Annotated in this window: 17 protein-coding genes and 1 other RNA gene; 16 read left to right on the plus strand and 2 right to left on the minus strand. The window is 42.2% G+C overall.

The features are described from left to right. The 10 genes from OCI93_RS16790 to OCI93_RS16835 all read left to right on the plus strand — a co-directional run bounded on the left by OCI93_RS16790 (position 1) and on the right by OCI93_RS16835 (position 10,798). On the plus strand, positions 1-519 hold the full coding sequence (locus tag OCI93_RS16790; protein ID WP_261591812.1) for an OmpH/Skp family outer membrane protein: 519 nt from the start codon (positions 1-3) through the stop codon (positions 517-519). 2 nt (positions 520-521) lie between these two features. After that, complete coding sequence (lpxD, locus tag OCI93_RS16795; RefSeq protein ID WP_261591863.1) at positions 522-1,559, plus strand: UDP-3-O-(3-hydroxymyristoyl)glucosamine N-acyltransferase; 1,038 nt, start codon at positions 522-524, stop codon at positions 1,557-1,559. A 14-nt stretch (positions 1,560-1,573) separates the two neighbouring features. Then, entirely contained in the window at positions 1,574-2,026 is a 453-nt protein-coding gene (gene fabZ / locus OCI93_RS16800) for a 3-hydroxyacyl-ACP dehydratase FabZ (RefSeq protein WP_261591813.1), read from the plus strand. 2 nt (positions 2,027-2,028) lie between these two features. Beyond that, positions 2,029-2,799 carry an acyl-ACP--UDP-N-acetylglucosamine O-acyltransferase gene (gene lpxA / locus OCI93_RS16805; protein ID WP_261591814.1) on the plus strand — a complete coding sequence of 257 codons (771 nt, stop codon included), beginning with the start codon at positions 2,029-2,031 and terminating at the stop codon, positions 2,797-2,799. Between the two features lie 81 nt (positions 2,800-2,880). Continuing rightward, positions 2,881-4,035, plus strand: coding sequence for a lipid-A-disaccharide synthase (lpxB, locus tag OCI93_RS16810; RefSeq protein WP_261591815.1), 1,155 nt, complete (start codon positions 2,881-2,883; stop codon positions 4,033-4,035). Beyond that, positions 4,025-4,621, plus strand: coding sequence for a ribonuclease HII (gene rnhB / locus OCI93_RS16815; RefSeq protein WP_261591816.1), 597 nt, complete (start codon positions 4,025-4,027; stop codon positions 4,619-4,621). Before lpxB ends, rnhB begins: the two co-directional genes overlap by 11 nt. A gap of 1 nt (position 4,622) precedes the next feature. Next, positions 4,623-8,114 carry a DNA polymerase III subunit alpha gene (dnaE, locus tag OCI93_RS16820; protein WP_261626866.1) on the plus strand — a complete coding sequence of 1,164 codons (3,492 nt, stop codon included), beginning with the start codon at positions 4,623-4,625 and terminating at the stop codon, positions 8,112-8,114. Between the two features lie 16 nt (positions 8,115-8,130). After that, positions 8,131-9,087, plus strand: coding sequence for an acetyl-CoA carboxylase carboxyl transferase subunit alpha (accA, locus tag OCI93_RS16825; RefSeq protein ID WP_261591818.1), 957 nt, complete (start codon positions 8,131-8,133; stop codon positions 9,085-9,087). A 51-nt stretch (positions 9,088-9,138) separates the two neighbouring features. After that, a complete protein-coding gene (gene tilS, locus OCI93_RS16830) occupies positions 9,139-10,455 on the plus strand; it encodes a tRNA lysidine(34) synthetase TilS (protein ID WP_261626867.1) in 1,317 nt (438 codons plus the stop codon). Beyond that, entirely contained in the window at positions 10,448-10,798 is a 351-nt protein-coding gene (locus OCI93_RS16835; RefSeq protein ID WP_261591820.1) for a hypothetical protein, read from the plus strand. Before tilS ends, OCI93_RS16835 begins: the two co-directional genes overlap by 8 nt. A 45-nt stretch (positions 10,799-10,843) precedes the next feature. On the opposite strand, the gene OCI93_RS16840 is transcribed toward OCI93_RS16835, so the two are convergent. Further along, positions 10,844-11,740, minus strand: a complete 897-nt coding sequence (locus tag OCI93_RS16840; RefSeq protein WP_261591821.1) for a GGDEF domain-containing protein — start codon at positions 11,738-11,740, stop codon at positions 10,844-10,846. Positions 11,741-11,884: 144 nt separating this feature from the next. On the opposite strand from OCI93_RS16840, the gene OCI93_RS16845 reads away from it, so the two are divergent. Next, complete coding sequence (locus OCI93_RS16845; protein ID WP_261591822.1) at positions 11,885-13,852, plus strand: monovalent cation:proton antiporter family protein; 1,968 nt, start codon at positions 11,885-11,887, stop codon at positions 13,850-13,852. A gap of 3 nt (positions 13,853-13,855) precedes the next feature. Here OCI93_RS16845 and OCI93_RS16850 read toward each other — a convergent pair whose 3' ends face one another. After that, the gene (locus tag OCI93_RS16850) at positions 13,856-15,010 is read right to left on the minus strand and encodes a patatin-like phospholipase family protein (protein ID WP_261626868.1); all 1,155 of its coding nucleotides are present in this window, start codon (positions 15,008-15,010) and stop codon (positions 13,856-13,858) included. A gap of 156 nt (positions 15,011-15,166) precedes the next feature. Here OCI93_RS16850 and OCI93_RS16855 point away from each other — a divergent pair, with 156 nt between their 5' ends. From OCI93_RS16855 to OCI93_RS16875, 5 genes are all read left to right on the plus strand, one after another. Beyond that, complete coding sequence (locus tag OCI93_RS16855; protein ID WP_261626869.1) at positions 15,167-16,066, plus strand: DUF3014 domain-containing protein; 900 nt, start codon at positions 15,167-15,169, stop codon at positions 16,064-16,066. 123 nt (positions 16,067-16,189) lie between these two features. Beyond that, an RNA gene (gene ffs, locus OCI93_RS16860) (signal recognition particle sRNA small type) lies at positions 16,190-16,286 on the plus strand. Between the two features lie 131 nt (positions 16,287-16,417). After that, on the plus strand, positions 16,418-17,047 hold the full coding sequence (locus OCI93_RS16865; RefSeq protein WP_261626870.1) for a TnsA endonuclease N-terminal domain-containing protein: 630 nt from the start codon (positions 16,418-16,420) through the stop codon (positions 17,045-17,047). Then, positions 17,037-18,878, plus strand: a complete 1,842-nt coding sequence (locus tag OCI93_RS16870; RefSeq protein WP_261626871.1) for a Mu transposase C-terminal domain-containing protein — start codon at positions 17,037-17,039, stop codon at positions 18,876-18,878. Before OCI93_RS16865 ends, OCI93_RS16870 begins: the two co-directional genes overlap by 11 nt. A gap of 2 nt (positions 18,879-18,880) precedes the next feature. Beyond that, positions 18,881-19,894 carry a TniB family NTP-binding protein gene (locus tag OCI93_RS16875; protein ID WP_261626872.1) on the plus strand — a complete coding sequence of 338 codons (1,014 nt, stop codon included), beginning with the start codon at positions 18,881-18,883 and terminating at the stop codon, positions 19,892-19,894. Positions 19,895-20,340 lie beyond the last annotated feature (446 nt).

Genomic DNA, 20,340 nt, shown 5'->3' on the forward strand with positions numbered 1-20,340 from the left:
GTGAAAAAACTTATAAAAACAACGGCAATGGGTTTGATGGCTGCACTTATGATGGGTACGTCTGTAAGTGCGTTGGCTCACAAAGTAGGCATTGTAGATATGCAAAGTATCTACAAGCAATTACCACAAATGGCTAAAATTGAACAGCAATTGCAAAGTGAATTTTCTGAACCTCGTCAAGCGCTTGAAAAGCTTCAAGGTGACATGCGCTTTGAAATGGAAAAGTTTCAACGTGAAAGTGCAACGATGAGCGATGCAGATAAAGAAGTTTTACGTACAAAAATTCAAGGTATGCAAAAAGAACTGGCTGAAAAAGGTCGCCCGTTAGAGCAAGCGATTAAACAACGTCAAAACGAAGAGTTAGCAAAAGTACAAAAATTAATTATCGATGCAATCGAAGATGTTGCTAAAAGCGGTAAGTTTGATGAGGTTAAAGTAAAAGATACGACAATTTACTTTAACCCTGATAAAGTAGCGGACCTTTCTGACAAAGTTGTTGAAGCGGTAAGCAAAAAGTAATGATCAAACGTTATAGTTTAGCTCAACTAGCAGCATCAATTGATGCATTGCTAGTTGGCGACGGTGAGAGTCAAATAGAAAAAATTTCGACACTTACTCAAGCGACAGATAAAGATATTAGCTTTTTAGCAAACAGTAAATATCGCACACAATTGGCAACCACTAACGCCGGTGCTGTTATTTTATCTGACTCTGATGCTGAACATTTCAATGGCAATAAACTGGTTGTAAAAGACCCCTATATCGCGTACGCAAAGTTAGCACAATTGATGGATACTACACCAAGGGCTGCCACTGGCATACACCCTAATGCGGTGGTCCACCCAACAGTTAAACTTGGTAACAATGTTGCGATAGCCGCAAATGCGGTGATCGAGGCAAATGCTGTGCTGGGCGATAATGTTCAAATTGGTGCAGGCTGTTTTGTCGGCGATAGTACAACGATTGGTGACAATACCAAACTTTGGGCAAACGTTAGCGTTTATCATGAAGTAGAAATTGGTCACAATTGCTTATTTCAATCCGGTGCTGTGATTGGCAGTGATGGCTTTGGTTATGCCAATCAATCAGGTAACTGGATTAAGATCCCCCAAGTTGGTCGGGTTATTATCGGTGATAGTGTTGAAGTCGGTGCGAACACGGTTATTGATCGCGGCGCACTGGATGATACGATTATTCATAATAATGTGATTTTAGATAACCTAATACAAATTGCGCATAACGTTGAAATTGGTGAAGGGACTGCAATTGCAGGTGCTTCGGTAGTAGCCGGCAGTACTAAAATTGGTAAAAATTGCCAAATTGCGGGGCTCGTGGGTATTAATGGCCATATGGAAATCTGTGATGGTGTTATGATCACAGGTATGACGATGATCACAAAATCAATTACTTCTGCGGGTGTTTATTCTTCGGGTGTACCTCATAGCACGAACAAAGAATGGCGACGTAATATGGCACATTTACGTAATCTGACTGATTTTAAACAGCGATTAAAAGCGTTAGAATCTTTAACACAAAAGCTAAAACCAATAGATGAATAAAAAAGGACGCTATTTTGGCAAATGAACTGAACGGTTTTGATATTCAAGAAATCTTAAAGTTATTACCGCATCGTTATCCAATGCTGTTAGTTGATAAAGTAATTGATTATAAAGCGGGTGAATATCTACATGCGGTCAAAAATGTAACTGCGAACGAACCAGTTTTTACGGGGCACTTTCCAGAACAACCTATTTTTCCTGGTGTAATGATTTTAGAAGCCTTAGCACAAGCTACTGGTTTACTGGGCTTTAAAACGGTCGAAAATCGTAGTGAAAACGAGCTATACTTATTTGCAGCAATAGACAATGCACGTTTTAAGCAGCCAGTGCTGCCTGGTGATACCATGAATTTGCATGTCGACTTTGTAAAAGAGCGTCGCAATATTTGGAAGTTTTATGGCGAAGCAAAGGTCGATGGTAAAGTGGTATGTAGTGCTGAGATAATGTGTGCTAGAAGAGAGTTATAATCGTGATCCATCCTACTGCAATTATTGAATCAGGCGCACAGTTAGGCGATAACGTCTCTGTGGGTCCTTACAGTTACATCGGGAATGATGTAGTGATTGGCGATAACTGTATTATCGAATCACATGTGGTAATCAAAGGACCTTCAACCATCGGCTCTGGAAATCATATTTACCAGTTCGCGTCAGTGGGTGAAGCTTGCCAAGATAAAAAGTACAAGGATGAACCAACACAACTTATTATGGGTGATAACAACATCATCCGTGAATGTGCGACAATTCACCGTGGCACCATTCAAGATCAAGGTGTGACTAGAATTGGTAGTAACAACTTATTTATGGCCTATACACATGTTGCGCATGACGCAGTGATTGGTAGCAATGTGATTTTTTCAAATGGTGCAAGTGTTGCAGGGCATGTACACATTGGTGACTGGGCTATTTTAGCGGGTAACACCGGCGTGCATCAATTTTGCAAAGTGGGTGCGCACGCCTTTATTGGCATGTATTCAGGTGTAAGTAAAGACGTACCACCTTTTGTGACTACCACAGGCACTCCTGCGAAGCCAGCGGCTATTAATACTGAGGGTATGAAACGCCGTGGTTATAGTAGTGATGAAATTATGGCTGTACGACGAGCTTATAAAGCGCTTTATCGTAAAAGCTTGAACTTAGAAGAAGCCATAGCCGCTATGCGTGAAGACGCAGCAGAATTTGCTGCAGTTCAGCATATGATAGACTTTTTTGACACCTCAGAACGTGGCATTATTCGTTAGAAAATGCCCGTGATTGCCAGAATTGATAAACGCCATACGATACTTTTGTATGGCGTTTTTATTTATAGATAGATTAATGTGATGAAAAAAAACAAAAAATTAACTATTGGCCTAGTTGCAGGCGAACTATCTGGTGATATCTTAGGTGCAGGGCTCATTGAGGCACTTAAAGATAAATACCCTAATGCTGAGTTTATCGGGATAGCTGGCCCCAAAATGCAAGCTGCTGGTTGCCGTACTTTGTTTGATATGGAAGAACTCGCTGTAATGGGCTTGGTTGAAGTGCTAGGGCGATTACCCCGTTTACTTAAAATCCGTAAACAGTTAGTTCAGTATTTTATTGATAATCCGCCTGATATTTATGTGGGGATCGATGCGCCTGACTTCAATCTTCGTGTTGAAAAGCCACTTAAAAAAGCGGGTATTAAAACCGTTCAGTATGTTAGCCCATCGGTTTGGGCTTGGCGACAAAAGCGTATATTTACGATAGCAGAAGCCACCAATTTGGTATTGTCACTGCTGCCTTTTGAAAAAGCATTTTATGACAAGCATGATGTGCCTTGTAAGTTTGTTGGCCACACGTTAGCGGATGAGATTGCGCTGGATCATGATAGCAGCAGTGTGCGCCGCGAGCTTGGGTTGAAAGAGGATGACTTGGTCTTAGCATTGCTTCCAGGCAGTCGAGGCTCAGAAGTGGGCTTACTCAGTGAAACATATTTACAAACAGCACAAAAGTTAAGCCATCGTCTGCCTAACTTGAAAGTGCTAGTCCCTTTAGTTAATGCCAAGCGTCGAGCACAGTTTGAACTGATTTTACAGCATGTGGCACCAAATTTGTCTCCTATTTTAGTTGATGGGCAATCGAGCAAGGTGATGGCGGCTTCTAATGCTGTTTTACTCGCATCGGGTACCGCCACACTCGAAGCGATGCTGTATAAAAAACCAATGGTTGTAGGCTACAAGTTTAAGCCATTGAGTTACTGGATTTTTAAACACTTCTTTACTTTTAATATTAAATATTTTGCATTACCAAATTTACTTGCCGATGCGCCATTGGTTCCTGAGTTCTTGCAACAAGAGTGTAACTCGGATGCATTGGTTGATGCATTGTACCCGATGCTGAAAGGGAGTAATGAAGCGTTGATCAATAAGTTTTATGAAATTCATAACAATATTCGTCTAGATGCTAGCAAACAAGCGGCAAATGCAGTTGAGGAGTTGATTGATGCAAATTGAGCGTCCTGATGTACAGTACATTGCAGGTGTTGACGAGGTTGGTCGTGGCCCTTTGGTAGGTGATGTGGTGACCGCCGCGGTTATTCTTGACCCAAACCAGCCTATAGTCGGACTGGCAGATTCCAAAAAATTAAGTGAAAAAAAACGCCTATTATTGGCACAAGAGATAAAACAAAAAGCGCTTTGCTATTGTATTGCTCGTGCATCGATTGAGGAGATTGATGAGCTTAATATTTTGCATGCAACGATGTTGGCTATGAGTCGAGCTGTAGAAGGGCTTAGCATTGCACCTGACTTTGTATTTGTAGATGGCAACCGTTTACCCAAACTAACAATGAACGCGCAAAGCGTTGTGAAAGGAGATAGCTTAGTTGCAGAAATAAGTGCCGCCTCTATCATTGCCAAAGTAGCACGGGATCAGCAAATGCTGGAACTAGATATGCAATATCCAGAGTTTGGTTTTGCGGCCCATAAAGGTTATCCGACTAAGGCACATTTTGCGGCACTTGAGCAACATGGCATCACACCGCATCACCGAAAAAGTTTCAAGCCTGTACAACGTATTCTTGCCATGAAGGGGCTGTGATATGACTACACCGGAGTTTGTCCATTTACGTGTACATAGTGACTTCTCAATGGTGGATGGTTTGGCGAAAACCAAACCTATTGTCGCTCGTTCCAAGGAATTGGGTCTGCCTGCATTGGCGATTACCGACCAAATGAACTTATGTGGATTAGTTAGGTTCTATGACACTGCTCATGACGCGGGTATTAAGCCAATTATAGGTGCCGATATTTGGCTCAGAAGTGATGAGTTTCCTGATGAGCCAAGTCGGCTTACTGTGCTTGCTAAAGATAATGAAGGCTATAAAAATCTTACCTTACTAATTTCAAAAGCATATCAGCGAGGACATGTATTTCATCGTCCCGTGGTTGATAAACAATGGTTGAGTGAACTTAAGTCGGGCCTTATTTTATTATCAGGCGGCAAAGATGGTGATGTTGGTAAAGCGCTTTTAAAAGGCAATCAACAGCTAGCACTTGATACATTGATTTTTTATGAGCAACACTTCAAAGATCACTTCTTTTTGGAGCTTACTCGTGCAGGGCGTGCGCAAGAAGAAGAATATTTACATAGCGCAGTTGCACTAGCCAGTGAGCGAGGCGTACCGGTTGTTGCCACTAACGAAGTGGTTTTTCTACATGAAGAAGACTTTGAAGCGCACGAGATACGCGTCGCTATTCATGATGGTTACACTTTAGAAGATAAACGTCGGCCTAAGCGCTTCTCAAAAGAGCAATATCTGAAAACACCGGAACAAATGTTAGCGCTGTTCAGTGATATTCCAGAAGCATTAGAAAACTCAGTAGAAATCGCCAAGCGGTGCAATGTCACGGTACAGCTGGGGACTTATTTTTTACCAGATTATCCGACTGGTGATTTAAAAATAGACGACTTTTTGGTTAAGGTGTCGCGCGATGGCCTCGAAGAGCGTTTACAGTTTTTATTTCCCGACGAGCAAGTGCGCGTTGAAAAACGAGTCGAATATGACGAACGACTACAAATTGAGTTAGATGTTATCAACCAAATGGGGTTTCCCGGTTATTTCTTAATCGTAATGGAATTTATCCAGTGGAGTAAAGACAATAACATTCCTGTTGGACCTGGACGGGGTTCAGGTGCTGGTTCACTGGTGGCATACGCACTTAAAATTACGGACTTAGACCCACTAGAATTTGACCTGCTTTTTGAGCGATTTCTGAACCCAGAGCGAGTCTCAATGCCTGACTTTGACGTTGACTTTTGTATGGATCGTCGAGATGAGGTGATTGACCATGTTGCGATGCTATACGGGCGTGATGCGGTATCGCAAATTATTACCTTTGGTACGATGGCAGCCAAAGCGGTTATTCGTGATGTCGGCCGTGTGTTGGGCCACCCATATGGCTTTGTCGATAGAATTTCTAAACTTGTACCGGGCGATCCGGGGATGACGTTGGCAAAAGCATTTGATGTTGAACCGCGCTTACCTGAAGCCTATGACGGCGATGAAGAAGTCAAAGATCTCATTGATATGTGCCGCATTTTAGAAGGCTGTACGCGAAATGCGGGTAAGCACGCCGGTGGTGTGGTTATATCCCCTACAACTATCACCGATTTTGCGGCATTATATTGTGATGAAGAGGGTAAGTTTCCGGTTACTCAGTTTGATAAAAACGACGTAGAAACCGCAGGATTAGTTAAATTTGACTTTCTCGGCCTGAGAACACTGACTATTTTGCAGTGGGCGCTTGATATGACCAATGAGCGTCTTGGCCGAGAAGGTAAAGAGTCAGTAGACATTAATGCTATTCCATTAAATGACCGTAAAAGCATTGAATTATTACTAAGAGCCGAAACAACCGCCGTGTTCCAGCTTGAATCTCGAGGCATGAAAGACCTTATTCGTCGCCTGAAACCCGACTGCTTTGAAGATATGATTGCACTTGTTGCGTTATTTCGGCCAGGACCTTTGCAATCGGGCATGGTAGATAACTTTATCGACCGTAAGCAAGGGCGAGAAGAGTTATCATATCCAGACGTACAGTGGCAGCACGATAGCTTGATACCGATTCTAGAGCCTACCTACGGGATTATCTTGTACCAAGAGCAGGTCATGCAAATTGCACAGGTACTTGCTGGGTATACGCTAGGCGGGGCAGATATGCTTCGTCGTGCAATGGGTAAGAAAAAGCCAGAAGAAATGGCCAAGCAGCGCTCTGCCTTTGAAGAAGGGGCAATTGCCAACGGCGTTGATGGCGAGCTTGCGATGAGAATCTTCGATTTGGTGGAAAAGTTCGCAGGTTACGGTTTTAACAAATCTCACTCGGCTGCTTATGCACTTGTATCGTATCAAACACTGTGGATGAAAACCCATTATCCGGCAGAATTTATGGCGGCGGTTATGTCAGCAGATATGGATAACACTGACAAGATAGTCACTTTGGTGGATGAGTGTGAAAACATGAAGCTCACTTTGCTTGCGCCTGATGTAAATGCCGGAGTTTATAAGTTTACAGTCAACCGTCAAGCCGAGATAGTGTATGGAATTGGGGCAATAAAAGGCGTCGGAGAGGGGCCAGTTGATGCTATTTTAGAAGCAAGAGCACAAGGTGGGGAGTTTAAAGATTTATTTGATTTTTGCGCTCGTGTAGATTTAAAACGCTTAAACAAGCGTGTGCTCGAAAAGCTCATTTATGCCGGTGCACTTGATAAACTGGGGCCTGAAAAAAACCAGCCAGGACGTGCTACGTTACTTGCAAGTTTAAAAGGGGCGATGAAATCTGCTGAGCAACACCATAAGGCTGAGTCACTGGGTCAGTCAGACTTGTTTGGTTTGTTAGCAGTAGAGCCTGAACAAGTTGAGCAGGCCTTTACGAGTGCGCTGCCACTGACGGATAATCAGTGGTTAGATGGTGAAAAAGAAACCTTAGGTTTATACCTAACCGGACACCCTATTAATCAATACCGAAAAGAGCTAAAGCATTACACATCTGGTCGACTTGTAGATTTACAGCCAACCAACCGAGACGTGCAATCAACCGCAGCTGGTTTAGTGATTAATGCAAGAACGTTAATAAACAAAAAAGGTAATCGCTGGGGATTGATAACTTTAGATGACAAGAGTGCCCGGATTGATGTACGCTTATTCCCTGAACAGTTTGAAGTTTACCAAGAATTACTGCAAATTAACCAAATCTTGGTAATAACCGGACAGGTCAGCTTTGATAACTTCTCTGGTGGCATTACAATGACCGCCAGAGACGTATGTACCATAGCTCAAGCGCGAGAAAAACGCATAAGAGCAATAAAAATGACATTAAATATGGTTCAAATTGAAGCAAACTTCTTCGAAAATTTACGAAAAGTACTAGAACCTTATAAATTTGGTACATGTCCGATAAAGATTATGTATCAACGTCCGGATGCGTTAGCAGAACTAACGCTTGGAACACAATGGTGTGTGACGCCAACTGATGACTTATTGACTCGGTTATCGCAAATGGCGGCGCAAGAAATAGAACTAGAATTTAACTAATTAGGTAGTTTAGAGCATGAGCCTCAATTATCTTGACTTTGAGCTTCCAATCGCAGAATTGGAAGCGAAAATTAAAGAGTTACAAAACGTTAGCCGCTCAGGCAGTTTAGACCTGAGCTTAGAAGAAGAAATAACACGCTTAAAAGAGAAAAACGTTGAGCTAACCGAGAAAGTTTTTGCTGGTTTAGGTGCTTGGCAGGTTTCTCAATTGGCTCGGCATCCGCTGCGTCCATATACTCGTGATTATATCAAGCGTATTTTTACTGAGTTTGATGAGTTTGCAGGTGACCGTACCTTTGCCAACGACCCTGCTATTTTAGGTGGTGTGGCACGTCTTGATGGTAAGCCTGTGATGGTGATCGGACAGCAAAAAGGGCGTGATACCGCGGAAAAAATCAAGCGTAACTTTGGTATGCCAAAACCTGAAGGTTACCGCAAGGCCCTACGTTTAATGGAAATGGCGGAGCGTTTTAAAATGCCCATCATTACTTTTATCGACACGCCAGGGGCTTACCCAGGTGTTGGCGCTGAAGAGCGAGGCCAAAGCGAGGCAATTGCACGTAACTTAAAAGTGATGGCTGCATTGAAAGTACCCACCATTTGTACTGTTATAGGTGAAGGTGGCTCTGGTGGTGCACTTGCTATTGGCGTAGGTGATAGGGTTAATATGCTGCAATACAGTACTTACTCAGTTATTTCACCAGAAGGCTGTGCATCGATCCTTTGGAAAAGCGCTGAAAAAGCCCCATTAGCTGCTGAAGCAATGGGTGTATCGGCGCAACGTGTTAAAGAGTTAGATTTGATTAATAACATCGTTGAAGAGCCACTAGGCGGAGCACATCGCGACTATGATGTAATGGCTAAGAACCTAAAAGTGCAGCTAAAGCGCGATTTAGGAGAACTTGAAGAGCTTGGTACAGACACCATGCTTGAACAGCGCTATCAACGACTCATGTCTTTCGGCTACTGTTAAGTAGTGCTAAACTAAAAAAGCCGCTCAAGCGGCTTTTTTACGTTGTGAATTATGAAAAATACCACACTTTATAAAAAATTCTTTGTTGCGGTAAACGGGTCAAATCCTGAGCAAAAACCAATGACGGTGGCACTTTCGGGTGGCGTTGATTCGGTCGTTTTATTGCACCTATGCCATGCACTTCGCACAGCCCAGCCCAGCTATGCAATAGAGGCCGTGTATATTGACCATGGTTTATCTGTTGAGTCTAAAAGCTGGCAACAGTTTTGCCACGATTTATGTGCCTCTTTAAAGATTACTTTTAAAACCTGCTCTGTGAACATAGAGCAAAAAGCCCGTCATAGCCTAGAAGCACAAGCACGTGATGCTCGATACGCCGCCTTAGATGAGCTTGCAACCCCAGGCAGTATGATTGTGCTAGGGCAGCATGGTGACGACCAACTAGAAACGTTTTTACTGCGGTTAAAGCGAGGCTCTGGTCTCAATGGTTTGGCATCGATGCGTGCACAGCGGGTGTTGGAATCAGGTCGAACCTGTATCCGCCCGTTGCTTAATGTTTCTCGTGAAGATATAGAAACGTTTGCTCGTTTATTTGCCATTAAGCATATTGAAGATCACTCCAACTTTGATGACCGCTTTGATCGTAACTTTTTACGTAATCATATTGTTCCTTTACTTAAATCGCGTTTTCAAGGTTTTTTGCCCAGTGCCTTGCGCAGTATTGAGTTGTTGCAGCAGCAGCAAAGTTTAATTGACGAGATAACCGCGCAAGATTTACAAGTTTGTATGGTGTCACTTGATAAGCTGAACTTACAAGTATTGGCAAGCCTCAGTGCGCTTAGGCAAGCCAATGTAATACGCGGATGGCTTGCTAATTTGAGGGTAAATATGCCCTCTAAAGTACAACTTGAGCAATTGCTACATCAAGCACTACATAGTAAAGAAGATGCTCAGCTGAGCATTCTAATGGGAAATGGTGTAATCAGACGATACCGACAACATCTGTACTTTGTTTGTGACAGTGAGACGCCACAAGCGTGCAATAATGTTACGTGTGAGCCAACTTCATTGAGCGATGGACGAGTATTAATCACTAAGCAGGGTAAAGGTGTACGCTTACCCCAAGAGAATGAACAAGTATCAATTCAATTTGGTGTGATGAATGTCAAAATACGGCCATGTAATAAGCCGGGCAGAAATACCGTTAAGCACTGGCTTAAAGAGGCGGGTGTGCCAAGTTGGCAACGCAATCAAGTGCCTTTGGTTTTTTATAATGAACAACTAGTACAAATTGTTGGTTTTTATTTTGAACACACTGTTTTTATGCCACAGCAGGGTATCTATTGGGAGTTTTTAAGCAATGAATAAGCATAATATTGGGCGCTCTTTAGCAAGTAAATCGCCGTTAGCCTTGTTGTTTAATGTATTTTTATTTGTGTTACTCGCTGTTTTTGATGGCACATTTATATTAAGTAATATGCTCTATGCGATAGTGTTTGGCTTAGGCTGTGCTGCGTTACTATTGGGCTACTGGCATGAAAAAGGCGGATATCTGTTTATTTTGGCATTATTGATGCCACTGTTATTAGTCATTATGAGTGAATTGACCAGCTTTGTTGCTTTGGCTTGGGTGATCAATGGCTATTTTTGTGGTTTTGCATTGGCTTTGCTGATTTATAAATTAAGTTATTTAAAAAAGCATAGCAGCTAATAAGTTCAAAGGCGGCTCAGCTAGGGGGCTGAGCCGAAATCGAATTTAAGCCGTTCTAGCGCAGTTACGCCCATCGGCTTTGGCTTTATATAAGCCTTTGTCGGTGCGTGCAAAAATACTGCTTTCACAATCGTGCATTGCTGATAAAGTAAAACCAATGCTGGTTGTAACAGCAAGCTTTGACAGTAGGTGGCAATGCCTTACTGCATGCATTACTCGTTCGGCAATGACTTTATTGGTGGTAAACTCTGGGTCATCAATAATAATTGCAAACTCATCTCCACCAAATCGATACACTGAGTCTGTACTGCGTACACATTCCTTTAGTATGTGAGCAAATCTTACCAACACTTCGTCACCCGCACTATGACCATGTAAGTCATTAACTTGTTTAAAATTATCTAAATCTAGCAGCATTAGGCTAAATCGACTTTGCAAACGGCGGTCACGCTCAATGCGTTGGGCTAAGTTATCTGTAAACACACAGCGGTTGTTTAACCCAGTGAGTGCATCTTTAGTGGCTAGTTTTAAAACACGGTTGTATGTTAAAGCATTACGTAACGGGTATAAAAGCGCGTTATGAAGTCGACATAGTTTTGCCTTAATGCTATCGCTTAACTGATACTGGCAAAAATAAACTAGCTGCCCTAGGTGCTCTTCGTTTAACATCAAGTCAAATTTATAGGGAGTGTATTGGTTGTCACTATTATGCATTTGGGCGATGCCCAAAGAGGAGTGAAACTGTAAACCAGATAGTTTTATAATACGTTGTGCATGTTCAGCAAATACAGTAAGTAATTCATCGATGTGTAACGTGGTTTGTAATTGCTCAACAAGTTTATGGATAGGATCCGCATCACGCTTTACAAATTGTTCAGAATCAAACGGCAAGTAATCGCCGCGTGTTGATATACGCTGAGCCAAAATATGGACATTTTCCATTTAGTATTCCCCTAACTACTACTATTTACCGATATTAAGCGAAAACTGTGCCAATAAATTAAACTGGCTGAAAAACAGCCGCTTGCTATAGTTAATGGCATGCACTTTTTATACTTTTCATATTTTTGACGCTTTGGAGGCCGCTTGCAGAGTATTTTTGCCGAGGTTTTTGCCTTATTGCTTGCCGCAGTGATTTTAGTGTGGCTGTTTAAGCGTGTTGGCTTGCCAGCCATTTTGGCTTATTTAGTTACTGGCGTGTTGGCGGGTAGTTATGGCATCGGCTGGATGAGCGTGAGCTATGAAATGCACTTTATTGCTGAACTCGGTATTGTATTTTTGTTGTTCAGTTTGGGGTTAGAGTTTTCTATTCCTAAGTTAATGGCGATGCGTAACTTGGTGTTTGGGTTGGGTAGTTTGCAAGTTTTGATCACCACGATTGTAGGTATGTTTGTCGTTAAAGCATTAAACTATGATTGGCTAAGTGCCTTTATTATTGCCAGCTTAATGGCGTTGTCATCGACTGCCGTGGTTGTAAAAATGCTCAAAGAAAGTGGTAGTCTTAATTTACGACGCGGTCAGTTAGCAGTTGGCGTTTTGTTATTTCAAGATATTGCTGTTGTTCCTCTATTAATTGCCTTACCGCTAATTGCTCAATCAGATAATCAGGTGTTGATGGGGGCACTGACCTTTGCCTTGGCTAAAGGAGCGTTTGTGTGCCTTTTGCTGTGGGCTATAGGTAAATGGCTGTTACCCAAAATATTTAATGAAGTGGCGTCGGTGCGTACCGATGAGCTGTTTGTATTGACTACTATATTGGTTGCACTGTGTGCGGGTGGGTTAACATATTTGTTCGGCTTGTCTATGGCATTGGGCGCTTTTCTTGCTGGCATGATGCTGGGAGAGAGCCAGTATCGTCACCAGTTAGAGGCAGAGATTAGGCCATTTCGTGATATTTTGATGGGGCTATTTTTTGTTACAGTTGGTATGCAGCTAAATATTCCTTATGTAGTCAATAAGATAGGCCTTATCATCTTAGCGTTAGCAGTGCTGTTATTGTTAAAGGTACTGATTATTGCTTTACTTGCTCAGCTTATGGGTGAGCGTAAAAAAGACGCGTTGGCTGCGGGTATTTCTCTTTGGCAAATGGGGGAGTTTGGTTTTGTATTGGTTGCGCTTGCAGGTAAGCACAGTTTGCTTGAGCCAAATAGTGCGTCATTTTTAATTGCACTAGGGGTATTATCAATGGCGGTGACTCCCTATTTAATAGACTGCACACCTATTATATTGCAAAAGCTCAATGTGAATGGAGAGCGATACAAGCATGATTTTAATCAACGTATTTTGAACGATAGCTTCAGCAATCATGTGGTTATTTTGGGGTATGGGAGAGTTGGTCAAACGATTGCTCGGTTTTTAAAACCTGAAGCTATACCGTATGTTGCCATTGAGCGTAACCCCCGTTTGGTGGAAGAAGCGCAAACAGCTGCAGAGCCAGTCATGTTCGGCTACTCAGGCTCACAAGCACTACTTAAACAGGCTAATGTAGATAAAGCAAGATTAGTGATTATTACATGCTCTGATTTTAATCAAAGCCATGAAGTGATTGATGCAATAAAGCGGGTTGCACCCAACGTAAAAATATTAGCGCGTGCTACTGACGATAGTCACCTTGATGATTTAAAAGCTTTGGGCGTAACTGAAGTGGTGCCAGAAGCTCTCGAAGCGAGTTTGATGTTGGTATCGCATGTGCTGCATATGTCGGGTGTACCAATGCGGCGAATATTTAAGCGAGTAAGTAAAGAGCGACATAATCGTTATGAGTATTTGCATGGTTTTTTTGCCGGTGATGACCAAGAGCCAGTAGGCGAGAACATAGACAGGCTTGAATACTTGCATGCGATGGCGTTGCCGGAGTCGGCATTTGCTGTTGATAAAAGTATAGAAACGTTGATGTTAGATAAACAGAAAGTGGCCATTACAGCGCTGCGTCGTAATGGACAAGAGCTTGCAGCTCCGCAGCAAAGCATGGTGCTGCAAGCTAACGATGTTTTGTTGCTTAAGGGTAAGCCACGACGCGTAGAGCGCGCTGAGCAATACCTACTTAATGGTTAGGTGTTAATCATCTAATTCTAAAAAATGCCTAATCTCATCGAGCCTTGCCATGCCGTCTCGATAGCCAATATCGATTAAATGCTGTGTGTAATTTTTTTCAAACAATAAATAGCTGGTTAAACTTGAGCTTGAATGGCGTTTAACCCCAATTGATCGCAGTAGCAGCTTAATAGCCATAGGCATATCGTCGTAATATTGTTCAGCAATATCTCTAAAGTTGTCTGTTGGGTTAATTACTAACGTTTTGATAGGCTTTAGCTCTTTGTGTTTACTTTTTGCTTGGGTAGGTAAAAGGCCAATGGTGCGGTTAACACGCTCTAAACGCTCTAAATCAGATTGTAGTGTATCGCTAAATACGCTGTCTAATAAGTGACCGGCAATAGCCGACATGCCAGGAAAGTGCGGCTCATATCCCAAAGGAGAGCTGATTTTTGGCTGCTCTACCCCAATAACAAAAATTTTTTCTGCACCGAGGTGAATTGAAGGACTCAGTGGAGATAATTGGTGAATGGAGCCATCACCATAGTAATGGTGTTTTACCCGCACACTGGGAAATACCATGGGTATAGCACTGGATGCCATTAGAACATCTAACGATATTTTGCCTGATACACCTTGTCGTTTGGCTCTTTGCCATGGTTTTGCGTTTTTTGCTTGAAAATAAGCCACAGAACGACCAGTTGAATAACTAGACACAGTGACAGATATAGCATCTAAATAGTTTTTATGAATATTGCGGTCAATTCGCGATAGGTCTAATACATCATCAAGCAAGCTACGAAGCGGTAAATTATCTAATAAGCTCGCTGGTGGGTGATTTAAGTGACTTGATTGGAAACTACGGGTGATATTTCCCAGCAAGTGACCAAATGCACCAATAAAGTCGCTGCGATAAACCATGTGAGAGTGAAAGCTTTTCCACACCCATTCTATTTTGCGTACCGCCAAATGCATACAAGAGGCATAGCAGGCTAAGGCTGCTGAATTAATAGCACCAGCAGATGTGCCATTAATTATTTTAACTGGAATAGGCGCTGTGCGTGGCATACTCAATGCGAGTGCTTTTAATACCCCTACTTGATATGCAGCACGAGCGCCACCTCCAGTGAGTAATAGGGCAACAGGGGGGCGGTTTGCTTGGCGTTGTTTTAAATTCATAAATCCTCGAAAAACAATGAACTTTTTACTATATTGCTCGTCAGTAGAATTAGTCCTGCTATCATCGCATTATAAGTGCTATAACATTTACTTTATGTTTTAATTTTTAAATATTCAAAAGAATATTGTTTTTCAAGCCAATTTTATGGAGCTGTTATGTCAGAGTCTGGTTCAGAACACCCTCAAAAAGCTAAGCCATCGCGTAGTCATCTATTACTTGCCGCCACCGTTGTGGTCGCGCTTGGGATCGTATTGATATTTGTTTTATCCAAGCAAGACGAGACAAAGCAAGATAATGCAAAGTATGCTCAAGACGTGGTTGAACAGCAACCACAATATACCGAGCATATTAACACTGCTCAAACAAAGCCTGTAGTTCAAGAGCCAGCAGAGGCCCCAGAGACAGTTGAAATACCAGCTTCAGCAAACCGTAACGAAATACCAATTGAAGTTGCACCAGCTACACCAAGTGAGCCTGAGTTACCATCGCTTGATAACAGCGATGAAGTAGTTAAACAAACGGTGGCTGAGATTATGACTGAAAAAGCCTTAGCACTGATAGTGAGCGATGACATGGTTCGCCGAGGTGTGGTATTTGTTGAAAACCTAGCTAAAGGTCAAATTGCTGAAAAGCACATGCCAGTTAAAAAACCCCAAGAGCCATTTATGGCACTTGAAGACGACATTGTGATAACTGACCCAAATAGTTTTGAACGTTACACGCCTTATGTTGACATGCTATCGAGCATGAGTACGGCGCAAATTGTGCGTATGCTTAATAAGTTTCAGCCGTTGATTGCGCAAGCATATGAAGAGATTGGCTACGACGGGAATGACTTTAATGGCACGCTAGATAAAGCAATTAGCGAGTTACTTAGCACGCCAATACCAAAAAATAATGTACCTTTGATTAAAGATTCAGTGACTTATCGCTATGCCTACCCAGAATGGGAGCAACTATCTGAGGCGCAAAAGCAGTTTTTACGTATGGGCCCTGAAAACATGGAACGAGTAAAACAACGTTTAAGCGCTTTACAAAAGTCATTAGCACAGTAAGTATTTTGCACTGACTGCTTGATGTTTAAGCAGTCAGTACGAATAAGTGAGTTTTCCCTTGAAACTCAACTCGAAACTAGAGATAATCCTTTCCGCGCCAAACAAGGCCCTCAATGGTAGTCTTATTGGTCCTCTCGCAACAATAGCAGGTGAATCTGGTCAGGCCCGGAAGGGAGCAGCCACAGCGTGTGATTTGTGTGCCGAGATGTGGCTGGTAAGACTGCCACCCAACTCTTTATTTTTGTTGTTTGTAGTGTAAGTCTGCAAATTTGTAGTAAAACCCCGCATAAAAATTGAAATATAACCCTGCATAGCCTACTTTTAAATCGTCTCACATATTCGGTGATGGTTATGATAAGGCGTAAACTAAAGCACTCCAGAGTTAAAAACCTCTACAAGTTTGCAAGTCAAAAGAACAAAGCCACTTGCTTAGTTGAATCATCCTTAGAATTCGATGCATGCTTTCACTTTGAATATTCTCGTGAAATAAAAACCTTTGAAGCACAACCACTAGGGTTTGAATATGAGTTTGAAGGCAGAGTTTGCCGTTACACGCCTGATTTTTTGATTACGCACCATGAGAAGCCGCAAAGATATATTGAAGTTAAGCCTTACAGTAAAATCGCAAATCCTGAATTTAGAGCACGCTTTGCACAAAAGCAGTTGGTTGCCAAAGAGCAAATTGGCATAGAGCTGATATTAGTCACCGATAAACAAATTCGTGTTTATCCAACCTTAGATAATTTAAAGTTGCTTCATCGTTACTCGGGGTTTCAGTCTTTAACCGATCTTCAGCTTTCCATCATTCAGCTACTTAATCAGTGGCGAAAACTTACTATTCAAGATTTGGTAATGACCCTAAAAGCCTCCATCGGTGAGGTACTTGCCTCTGTATATCGTTTATTGTCTTTAGGCAGTGTTAATTCAGACTTAAACACAGAACTTACTTTAGAGTCGGTGATTTGGACTAATGGAGTTTGAAGACGAGTTTAGCTTTGAGGAAGCACCGCAAAAGTTAGCTGAAACCGCTAAAGCGGAAGAGCCTAACCCTCAACCTCGTGATTTAGAGTCACTACCCAAGGAAGTGCAAGATGCCACACTTGCTCGGCTTAAATACATCAAGTGGCTGAAACAACGCTTAGTAGGTGGCTGGACGAAGAAAAACTTAGCACCACTACTCGCTGAAATGACTGAATTTCAAGGGCAAGAAAAGCCAAAGTGGCGCACGGTTGCAGGTTGGCACGCTGACTATATTAAGGCCGAAGAAGACATTCACGCTTTGATCCCAAAGCATCATCGCAAGGGCAACCGCCAAGCTCGTACCGACACAGATAAATTCTTTGAACTTGCTCTCACGCGTTATCTTACCAAAGAGATCCCGAATGTTGCATCAGCACATCGTTTTTATTGCGACCGAATCGTTTTAGAAAATGAAAAAGTGTTAGCTGAGCCACTACAACCACTTACTTATAAAGCGTTTAAAAATCGCATTGATAACTTACCTCAGTATGAGGTGATGCTTGAACGTTATGGCAAACGTTTAGCTGATATTGAATATAACAAAGTGATGAGCCATAAAAGGCCCACTAGGGTGCTTGAGCGTGTTGAAATAGACCATACACCACTGGATCTCATTCTATTGGACGATGAACTTGATGTGCCATTAGGGAGACCAACCTTAACCTTGCTCATCGATGTTTATAGCCACTGTGTTGTTGGCTTTTATCTCGGTTTTCAGAGTCCAGGTTATGATGCTGTGCGCAGAGCGATTAATCATGCGATGAAGCCAAAAAGCTATCTTAAAAGTACCTATCCAGAAGTCGTCAATGAATGGCCATGTTGTGGAAAGATAGAAACTTTAGTGGTTGATAATGGTGCCGAATTTTGGTGTCAGTCATTAGAACTTGCGTGTGAAGAGGTTGGCATAAATATTAGCTATAACCCTGTTGGCAAACCTTGGCTTAAGCCCTTCGTTGAGCAGTTTTTTAAAACCATTAACGAAATGATGCTGTCGCCATTTCCCGGTAAAACATTCTCAAACATGCTCGCAAGGCACGATTATAACCCGAAAAAAGATGCCATATTGCGTTTTGGCACCTTTACCATGTTGTTTCATAAGTGGATTGTTGACGTACATCACCAATCAGCAGACGCAAGGTTTCGATACATTCCCTGTGAAGACTGGCACAAAGGGTTTACTGCACTGCCTCCAGCTCAGCTAACAGAGCAAGATACAGACAAGCTTGATGTTGTTATGTGCATGGCGAAAGAAAAAACATTGCGCAAAGGGGGTATTAAAAATCTACATATTAACTATGACAGTGACGAACTCTCTTTATATCGTAAGCGATACAGCCCCAAAAAGAGCATAAAGGTTAAAGTAAAAATAAACCCAGATGACCTGTCGTATGTATATGTCTACCTAGATGCGCTAGAGCACTATATAAAAGTGCCAAGCATTGACTCCGAGGGCTACACAATGGAATTATCGCTGATCAGACATAAAATCCACCTTAAATTTTACAGAGACTACATTCAAGGTAAAGTGGATCTGCTGGGACTTGCCAAGGCGCGGCAATTTATTGATGAGCGAGTGAAAGAAGAGGCGCGACAGCTTAAAAATGTAGGGTCAAAAACTAAGGTTACTGGCACCAAAGCAATTGCTAGGGCGCAGGGCGTAGACAATACTCAAGTCAAATCTATTGCTAAAATGCCTGAGGCAAAGCAAGCTGAACCAACCCCCGCTGACACTAAGCCTAAAAAAGACGATGATGACTGGGATGACTTTGTCTCAGATCTTGAGGCGTTTTAGTTATGCTGACTGAGGCTAAAAAGGCAAAACTCGATCAATTCAAAGCGGTGTTTATTGAATACACCATACCAAAGACCATAATAAATGATTTCGACAAACTGCGTTTGCATCACGACCTTGCAGGTGAAAAGCCATGCATGATGCTAAGTGGTGATACTGGCTGTGGTAAATCGGCATTGATTGAACATTACTATGATAACAACCCACCGCATTTTGCGGATGGCCGGCGCAAAGTTCCTGTACTGCTAAGCCGCATACCGAGTAACCCATCCATTGAATCCACCTTAAAGCAGTTGCTACACGACCTTGGACAGTTTGGTGCTAAATCTAGCAAACGACTTAAACATGGCAATGAAATAGCGTTGGCTGAAAGTTTAGTCGAGCAATTAAAGCGCTCAGGTACGGAGCTAATTATTATTGACGAGTTTCAAGAGCTTGTTGAAAACAACCTAGGCAAAAAGCGCCGAGACATCGCTAACCAGTTTAAATACATCAATGAAAAAGCAGGGATCTCTATCGTATTAGTCGGTATGCCTTGGATAGACCAAATAGCCGATGAGCCTCAGTGGTCATCACGTATTTTTATTCGTCGCTTTATTCCTTACTTTAAAATCTCAAAGAAAGAAGAGCTGCAACTTTTTATTCGTGTGCTGAAAGGGTTTGCAAATAGACTACCATTTTCAGACAAGCCTCGTTTTGAGGATTTGGATATCGCATTATCACTTTTTGCCATTTCAAATGGCTGCCTTAGAAAGCTGAAAAACTTCTTAGACTCAGCACTTACTGAAGCGCTAATAAACGATGCTGTAACGCTCAACAAGCAATGCTTAAGTTCAGCATTTAAAGCTTGGAGACCTGAACTTGACAACGTATTTGAGATGAACGTTAATAAAATTCAAGGCTGTGAGGTGGAACAGTATTCCACGTTTAAACCTGATGGACCTCAAGATGAAGACCCATTTATTGATACCCAGTTTTGTAAGAAGGTGCCACTGGTGCGGTTGTTGAAGAAGTGAATCTTATAGTTAAGTTTAACTTAAAGTCTAATTTCCAAATGCAATTTATATATGATTAAAGTGGATTTTTTATTTTTTAAGTCAGCTATGAGCTGTGAGAACAACGGACAGGCGATCTAATTCATTTTTGGACAGAGATGAGTCAGAGCCGAAAGGACGGCGCAGTGCCAGTATTGGACCTTGAAGCGTAACTACTTTCAGCCTCTGTCCGCTTCATTTGAGCTAGAAGCGCTGATGCCGTCAATTTTCGATAAAGCCATTAAGGTAGAGCTTTTGTGATGACTTTACCTGCTCTCACCTTGGCATACGACGTCAGTGTTTCAATGTCTGGAGATGACTATCGTAGAGTCTGGAAACAGCTGTCAGGGGTATAACCAACCTGATAACACTACTTAGAAGCGACTTCAACGTTACTCTTATTACGGCCCCCCAAGGTGGTCGTTTTT

This window comes from Pseudoalteromonas holothuriae, from assembly GCF_945859825.1.
Lineage (GTDB): Bacteria > Pseudomonadota > Gammaproteobacteria > Enterobacterales > Alteromonadaceae > Pseudoalteromonas > Pseudoalteromonas holothuriae.